Genomic DNA, 7,401 nt, shown 5'->3' on the forward strand with positions numbered 1-7,401 from the left:
GAACCGCTGGCTGCCGCTCGACGCGCAGGCCGGCAAGCCGGCCGGCGGGCCGCCGGCCGTGCCGCCGAGGCCCGCGTGGTTGCTGGCGGAGCCGCTGCCGTTGTTGATGCGCGGGGAGCGGCCGGTATTTCATACGCCGCTCAGGATGATGTCGTCGGTGGAGCGGATCGAGGCCGGGTGGTTCGACGGTCAGCTCGCCGCGCGCGATTACTGCGTCGCGCAGGACGAGGCCGGTGCGTGCTACTGGGTGTTCAAGGAGCGGGCGGGGAGCGAGGCCGAGCCGCGCTGGTTCCTGCACGGCCTGTTCGGGTGAACGGTCATGGTTGCGGAATTCAGCTGGCTGCCCGATTACGCGGAGTTGTTCTGCCGTTCGAACTTTTCGTTCCTGCATGGCGCGTCGCATGCGGAGGAACTGGTCGAGCGCGCGTTCGAGCTCGGCTATCGCGGGATCGCGATCACCGACGAATGCTCGCTTGCCGGCGCGCCGCGCATGCACGTCGCGGCGAAGGCGAAGGGGGTGCCGCTCGTCATCGGTTCGTATTTCGAAGTTACGCCGGATGAAGTCGCGCCCGGCCACGATCCGGGCCCGGGGGCATTCGGGCTCGTGTTGCTTGCGCAGAACCGCGAGGGTTACGGCAACCTGTCCGAACTGATTTCGTGGCGGAGGATGGCGTCGCCGAAGGGGACTTACAAGCTGACGTCGCGGATGCTTTCGGCGCCGCCTGCCGAGTTTGCGCACTTGCGCGGCATGCCCGACTGCTTTGCGATCCTCGTGCCCGCGTATCCGGTACGTGCCGATGTACTCGATGCGCAGGTCGCGTGGTTTCGCACGACGTTCGGCGAGCGGGCGCGGCTCGGGCTCGTGCAACTGCAGCGCGCGCTGGACGGTGCGCAGCGCGAGGAGATTCGTGCGGCGGGTGAGCGGCGCGGCGTGCGCATCGTCGCGCTGGGCGACGTGACGATGCACCGGCGCTCGTGCAAGGAACTACAGGACGTGATGACGGCGATTCGCGTCGGGATGCCGGTTTCCGAGTGCGGGTATGCGCTTGCGCCGAATGCGGAACAGCATTTGCGTGGGCGGAACCGGATCGGGAATCTGTTCTCGCCGGAGGAGATTGCGGAGACGTGCGCGATTCTCGATGCGTGTCCTTTCGAACTGGACTCGCTGCGCTACGAGTATCCCGACGAGATCGTGCCGAAGGGGCATACGCCGACGAGCTATCTGGAGCAGGAAACCATGGCCGGGGCGGCCACACGCTATCCGCAAGGTGTGCCGGAGAAGGTGTCGAAGCAGATCCGGTATGAACTCGACCTGATCGCGCAACTGAGTTACGAACCGTTCTTCCTGACCGTCTACGACATCGTCAAATACGCGCGAAGCCAGAACATCCTGTGCCAGGGGCGTGGCTCGGCGGCGAACTCGGTCGTCTGCTTCTGCCTCGGCATCACCGAGGTGAATCCCGAGCAAAGCACGATGCTGTTCGAGCGCTTCATCAGCGCGGAACGCGGCGAGCCGCCCGATATCGACGTCGACTTCGAGCATCAGCGCCGGGAAGAGGTGATTCAGCATATCTACGAAAAATACGGACACAACCGCGCAGCACTCGCAGCCGCCGTATCGACGTATCGTCCGCGCGGCGTGCTGCGCGAAACCGGCAAGGCGCTCGGCGTCGATCCGATGCTGGTCGATCGCGTCGCGAAAGCGCACCGCTGGTTCGACGGTAGCCGCGACCTGCTGCAGCAATTCTCGACGATCGGGCTCGATCCCGAGACGCCGCTCATCCAGGCATGGGCCCGGCTCGCCGCGCGGCTGCTGAACTTCCCGCGCCACCTGTCGCAGCACTCGGGCGGCTTCGTGATCAGCCGCGGCAAGCTCACGCGGCTCGTGCCGGTCGAGAACGCGGCGATGGACGGGCGGCGCGTGATCCAGTGGGATAAAGACGACCTCGAATCGCTCAAGCTGATGAAGGTCGACGTGCTCGCGCTCGGCATGCTGTCGGCGCTGCATCGCGCCTTCGACATGCGTACTGCGTGGCGCGGGCCGCCGGAGCCGGATGGCGAGCCGTTCACGCTGAAGCACATTCCGCAGGATGACAAGGCGACCTACGACATGATCTGTCGTGCCGACACGGTCGGCGTGTTCCAGATCGAATCGCGCGCGCAGATGTCGATGCTGCCGCGCCTGCGCCCGCAGACTTACTACGATCTGGTGATCGAGGTTGCGATCGTGCGGCCGGGGCCGATCCAGGGCGGGGCAGTGCATCCCTATCTGAAACGGCGCCAGGGAATCGAAAAGGTCAGTTATCCAAAAGAGGAATTGAAACCCGCGCTCGAACGGACGTACGGCGTGCCGATCTTCCAGGAGCAGGTGATGCAGATCGCGATGATCGCGGCAGGCTTCACGCCCGGCGAGGCGGATGAACTGCGTCGCGCGATGGCCGCATGGAAGCGCAAGGGCAATCTCGAGAAATATCACCGCAAGATCGTCGACGGGATGCGTGAGCGCGACTATCCGCCCGACTTCGCTGAACAGATCTTCGAGCAGATCAAGGGCTTCGGCGATTACGGATTCCCCGAAAGCCACGCAGCCAGCTTCGCGAAACTCGCGTACGCCAGCAGCTGGCTCAAATGCCACGAACCGGCGATCTTCCTCGCCGCGCTGCTGAACAGCCAGCCGATGGGTTTCTATCCGCCGTCGCAGCTCGTGCAGGACGCGAAGCGGCACGGCGTGCAGGTGCGGCCGATCGACGTGACGCAAAGCAACTGGGAAGCATCGCTCGAAGCGCTGCCCGATCAGCCGCCTCCGCATGGCCAGCCCGCCGTGCGGCTCGGCCTGTCGCTCGTGCGGGGGCTCGGCGAAGCCGCCGCGCGCCGCATCGAAGCCGCGCGCACGGCTGGCCGGTTCGACAACGTCGATATCCTCGCACGCCGCGCGCAGCTCGAACGCCGCGATCTCGAAGCGCTCGCCGCCGCGAACGCGCTTGCGACGCTCGCCGGCCATCGCCGCGATGCGCTATGGCAAGCGGTTGCAGCCGCCCCCGAACGCGACCTGCTCGCGACCGCGACGATCGACGAAGTGGAGAAGCCCGCGCTCGGCGCGCCGTCGGAAGCCGACGACATCCTCGCCGACTATCACACCACCGGCCTCACGCTGAATCGCCACCCCGTCGCGCTGCTGCGGCCCGAACTGCGCGCGCGGCGGCTGTCGTCCGCGGCCGAATTGCACGACCGCCCCGACGGCCGGCTCGCGCGCGCGTGCGGGCTCGTGACCGCGCGGCAGATGCCGGGCACCGCGAAAGGCGTGATGTTCATGACGCTCGAGGACGAAACGGGCTGCGTGAACCTGATCGTCCGGCCCGAGCTGCTCGCGCGGCAGCGCCGCGAAACCCTCGATTCGCGGCTGCTTGCCGCGTCCGGCGTGTGGCAGGTCGCGAGCGACGTGAGGCACCTCGTCGTGCAGCACTTCGAGGATCTGACGCCGCTGCTCGGCGGCCTGCGCACGTCGAGCCGCGAATTTCACTGACACAACCGGTGCGCGCCGCCGAACGCGCGGTGCCTCGCCATCCGTGCATACCAGTTGGCTCAACTGGTTCTATTCAGGTCCCATATTCGTGTCCAAAACCTGGCCCAACCGCGTACTGGAACTGTCCCCTTGCATACCAATCCGGGTAAATCCCTATCCCGTACTTCATTGTAAACAAAGGGTTTGTGAGAACTAAAACGCTTGCCGGGCAAGGCTTCCGGCGATTTCGGCACCGCTAATACCAGTTCGTTGACTGGTATTATGGTGGTTATATAATGCCCTCACTTTCGACGGCCTGAGGTCGTCGTCCGACACCCGGAGGCACATGGAAACCGGCTGGTCCGAACTGGCGCCCGATCCCCTCAGCGATACGCCGCTCTATCTGCAGCTCGCCCGCAACCTGGCGAGCGCGATCCACGCCGGCGCGTGGCGGGCCGGCGAGGCGCTGCCGTCGGAGCGGCTGCTGTCGGTGTCGGTCGGCGTGTCGCGGATCACGGCCCGTCGCGCACTCGCGCTGCTGGTCGAGCAGGGGCTGATCAAGCGGGCGCGCGGGGCGGGCAGCTTCATCACGCCGCGCGTCGCCGATCCGCTGTCGCGTCTCGTCGGCTTCACCGCGAAGATGCAGCAGCGCGGCTTCGTGCCCGATTCGGTGTGGCTGTCGCGCACGCTGCGTGCCGCAAACCGCGACGAGATCACGCGTCTCGGTCTCGCGCCCGGCGCGACGGTGGCGCGGCTCGAACGGCTGCGCCGCGCGGACGGCATCGTGATGGCCGTCGAGCACTCGACGCTGCCGGCAGCGGTGGTGCCTGATCCGCAGGTGCTCGGCGCGTCGCTGTACGAATACCTCGAAGCGCGCGGCATGACCGTCGTGCGCGCGCTGCAGCACTTTCGCGCGGCGAACGCGACCCACGCGATCGCGAAATGGATGGCGGTGAAGCCGGGTTCAGCCCTGCTGGTGATCACGCGGATCGGCTACGGCGCCGACCAGCGCGCGATCGAAGTGAGTGAAACGTATTGCCGCGACGATTACTACGACTTCGTCGCCGAACTGAAACGCTGACGCGCGAGACTGCCCGCGCGCGACATGCGTGAAGCAACGACACGGATTTGCAAATCACGACGCGGATGCCCGCGTCACCAGATCATCAAGAGAACGTCATGCTGACTGGAAACATCCTTACCCCCGACGGCTGGATTCACGGTTCGCTCGATAGCGAGAACGGCCGCATCACGACCCTCGACGGCAAGCCCGTCGATCCCGCGAAGAACGACGCGCCTTACATCCTGCCCGGCTTCATCGACCTGCACGTGCACGGCGGTGGCGGCGCGGACGTGATGGAAGGCGGCGACGCGATCGAGACGATCGCCCGCACGCACGCGCAATTCGGCACGACGAGCCTGCTCGCGACGACGATGACCGCGCCGCGCGACGAACTGATGAAAGTCGTCGGCAACCTCGGCAGCGTCGCGCGCACCCGCACGCCGGGCGGCGCGCGCGTGCTCGGCGTGCACCTCGAAGGCCCGTACATCAACCCCGGCAAGCTCGGCGCGCAGCCCGACGCGGCCGTATCGGCGGTGCTCGACGAAGTGCTGAAGTACCTGTCGATCGCGCCGATCCGCGTCGTCACGCTCGCGCCGGAAATCGCCGGCCACATCGAGATCATCGGCGAGATGGCCGCGCGCGGCGTGCGCGTGCAGCTCGGCCATTCGCTCGCGACCTACGACGACGCGGTGGCCGCGCTCAAGCACGGCGCGTGCGGTTTCACGCACCTGTTCAACGCGATGTCGCCGCTGCATCACCGCAACCCGGGCCTGGTGGGCGCGGCGCTTGCTCATGCCGAATACGCGGAAATCATCCCCGATCTGCTGCACGTCCACCCGGGCGCGATTCGTGCTGCGCTGCGCGCGATCCCGCGCCTGTACGTCGTGACCGACAGCACCTCCGCCACGGGCATGCCCGACGGCGAATACCGGCTCGGCAGCCAGCACGTGACGAAGTGCCTCGGCGGCGTGCGGCTTGCCGACGGCACGCTCGCCGGCAGCACGCTGACGATGGACCAGGCGCTGCGCAACCTCGTGTCGCTCGGCCTGCCGATCGCCGACGTGTCGAACCGGATGTCGCGCTACGCGGCCGACTACCTCGGCGTCGCCGATCGCGGCCGCCTCGAGCGCGGCGCATGGGCCGACCTCGCGGTGTTCGACCGCGACCTGAACCTCACCGCGACCTACGTCGAAGGAGAATCGATTGTCGAATATGCTTAAGGAAGCGCGCGAGTCCGCCCAGGTCGTCGCCGCGCAGATCGCCGACACGACGCGCGTCGAAGCGCTCGCCGGCCAATTGCTCGATCACCCGCCGGCCGTCGCGCTGACGGTCGCGCGCGGCAGCTCGGATCACGCCGCGAGCTATTTCGCGAGCCTGACGATGAGCCGCCTCGGCGTGCCGGTCGCGTCGCTGCCGATGTCGGTCGCGACGCTGCAGCAGGCGCCGCTGAGGGTGCAGGACCAGCTCGCGATCGCCTTCTCCCAGTCGGGCAAGAGCCCCGATCTCGTCAATACGATGGCCGCGCTGCGCGAAGCCGGCGCGCGCACCGTCGCCGCCGTGAACGTGCTGCCGTCGCCGCTCGCCGACGCGTGCGAGCACCAGTTGCCGCTGCTCGCCGGCCCCGAACTGTCGGTGGCCGCGACGAAGAGCTATATCGCGATGCTGTCGCTGTCCGCGCAGATCGTCGCGTACTGGCAGCGCGACGCCGCGCTGACGACCGCGCTGCGCGGCCTGCCCGACGTACTCGCGCAAGCCGGCCAGCTCGACTGGTCGCAGGCGGTGGCCGCACTGGCGGGTGTCGAGCGGATGATCGTGATCGGCCGCGGCCTGGGCCTCGCGATCGCGCAGGAAGCCGCGCTGAAGCTGAAGGAAACGTCCGGCATCCAGGCCGAGGCGTTCTCGAGCGCCGAAGTCCGTCACGGCCCGATGGAGCTGATCGACCGCGACTATCCGCTGCTCGTGTTCGCGCCGCCGGGGCCCGAGCAGGCCGGCCTGCTGCAGCTTGCCGCGGACATGCGCGCCCGCGGCGCCGCCGTGCTGCTCGCGGCGCCCGCCGGCATACCCGGCGCGACGCTGCCGCTCGCGCAGTCCGCCCATTCGGCGCTCGACCCGATCGCCGCCATTCTTTCGTTCTACGTGATGGCGGCGGATCTCGCCGTTGCGCGCGGCCGCAATCCCGACACGCCGCGCCACCTGAACAAAGTCACCGAAACGCACTGATAGCCGAGACAGCCGATGAGACGCGCCGAGGAGTCCCAGTTGAAGAGCCCCACCCACGATCAGATCGTCCTGCTTAGCCCCATGACGGGGCCGATCGTCGCACTGGCCGACGTGCCCGATCCGGTGTTCTCCGGCGGGATGTTCGGCGACGGCATCGGTATCGACCCGCTCGCGGGCCAGCTCGTCGCACCGTGCGCGGGCGTCGTGTCGCATCTCGCGCGCACGGGCCACGCGGTGACGATCACGACGCCGCAAGGCGCGGAGGTGCTGCTGCACATCGGCATCGACACGGTCGAGCTGAACGGGCAGGGTTTCATCGCGCACGTCGAGGCCGGCGCGCGTGTCGAGGTGGGCACGCTGCTGATCGAGTTCGACCAGGACGCGGTGGCGCGCAGCGCGCATTCGCTCGTATCGGTGATCGCGATTGCCAACTCGGATGCGTTCGAGGTCGTCGATCGTGCCAGCGGCTTCGCGACGGCCGGCGAGACGCCGCTGCTCGCGCTGCGCGGCAAGGGCGAGGCGGCCGTGCAGGCGGCACAAGCCGGCGCCGCGGCGCAGAACGAAGTGCGCCGTGAAATCGTGCTGGCGCAGCCGGGCGGCCTGCATGCGCGGCCGG

5 protein-coding genes and 1 pseudogene are annotated in these 7,401 nt (G+C 67.9%); all 6 read left to right on the forward strand.

The annotated features are described in order from the left end of the window. Nucleotides 1-313, forward strand: a pseudogene (locus tag F3J15_RS36535) (DNA polymerase Y family protein); the annotation flags it as partial. Nucleotides 314-319: 6 nt separating this feature from the next. Continuing rightward, entirely contained in the window at nucleotides 320-3,523 is a 3,204-nt protein-coding gene (locus tag F3J15_RS36540) for an error-prone DNA polymerase (RefSeq protein WP_166897550.1), read from the forward strand. 325 nt (nucleotides 3,524-3,848) lie between these two features. Then, nucleotides 3,849-4,583 (forward strand): GntR family transcriptional regulator, encoded by a 735-nt coding sequence (locus tag F3J15_RS36545; protein ID WP_043187255.1) that lies wholly within the window; start codon nucleotides 3,849-3,851, stop codon nucleotides 4,581-4,583. Nucleotides 4,584-4,681: 98 nt separating this feature from the next. Then, nucleotides 4,682-5,785 (forward strand): N-acetylglucosamine-6-phosphate deacetylase, encoded by a 1,104-nt coding sequence (gene nagA / locus F3J15_RS36550; protein WP_166897552.1) that lies wholly within the window; start codon nucleotides 4,682-4,684, stop codon nucleotides 5,783-5,785. Beyond that, nucleotides 5,778-6,785, forward strand: a complete 1,008-nt coding sequence (locus F3J15_RS36555; RefSeq protein ID WP_166897558.1) for an SIS domain-containing protein — start codon at nucleotides 5,778-5,780, stop codon at nucleotides 6,783-6,785. Before nagA ends, F3J15_RS36555 begins: the two co-directional genes overlap by 8 nt. Before the next feature lie 15 nt (nucleotides 6,786-6,800). Beyond that, nucleotides 6,801-7,401 (forward strand): PTS glucose transporter subunit IIA (locus F3J15_RS36560; protein WP_166897555.1); only part of this gene is annotated, 601 nt, incomplete at its 3' end.

The sequence above is a fragment of the Burkholderia sp. Ap-955 genome, from assembly GCF_011753045.1.
Lineage (GTDB): Bacteria > Pseudomonadota > Gammaproteobacteria > Burkholderiales > Burkholderiaceae > Burkholderia > Burkholderia lata_D.

What these genes read in the sequence shown, in the direction of transcription:
- F3J15_RS36540 (WP_166897550.1), top strand. Translation starts at nt 320, where the DNA reads ATGGTTGCGGAATTCAGCTGGCTGCCCGATTACGCGGAGTTGTTCTGC.
- F3J15_RS36545 (WP_043187255.1), top strand. Translation starts at nt 3,849, where the DNA reads ATGGAAACCGGCTGGTCCGAACTGGCGCCCGATCCCCTCAGCGATACG.
- nagA (WP_166897552.1), top strand. Translation starts at nt 4,682, where the DNA reads ATGCTGACTGGAAACATCCTTACCCCCGACGGCTGGATTCACGGTTCG.
- F3J15_RS36555 (WP_166897558.1), top strand. Translation starts at nt 5,778, where the DNA reads ATGCTTAAGGAAGCGCGCGAGTCCGCCCAGGTCGTCGCCGCGCAGATC.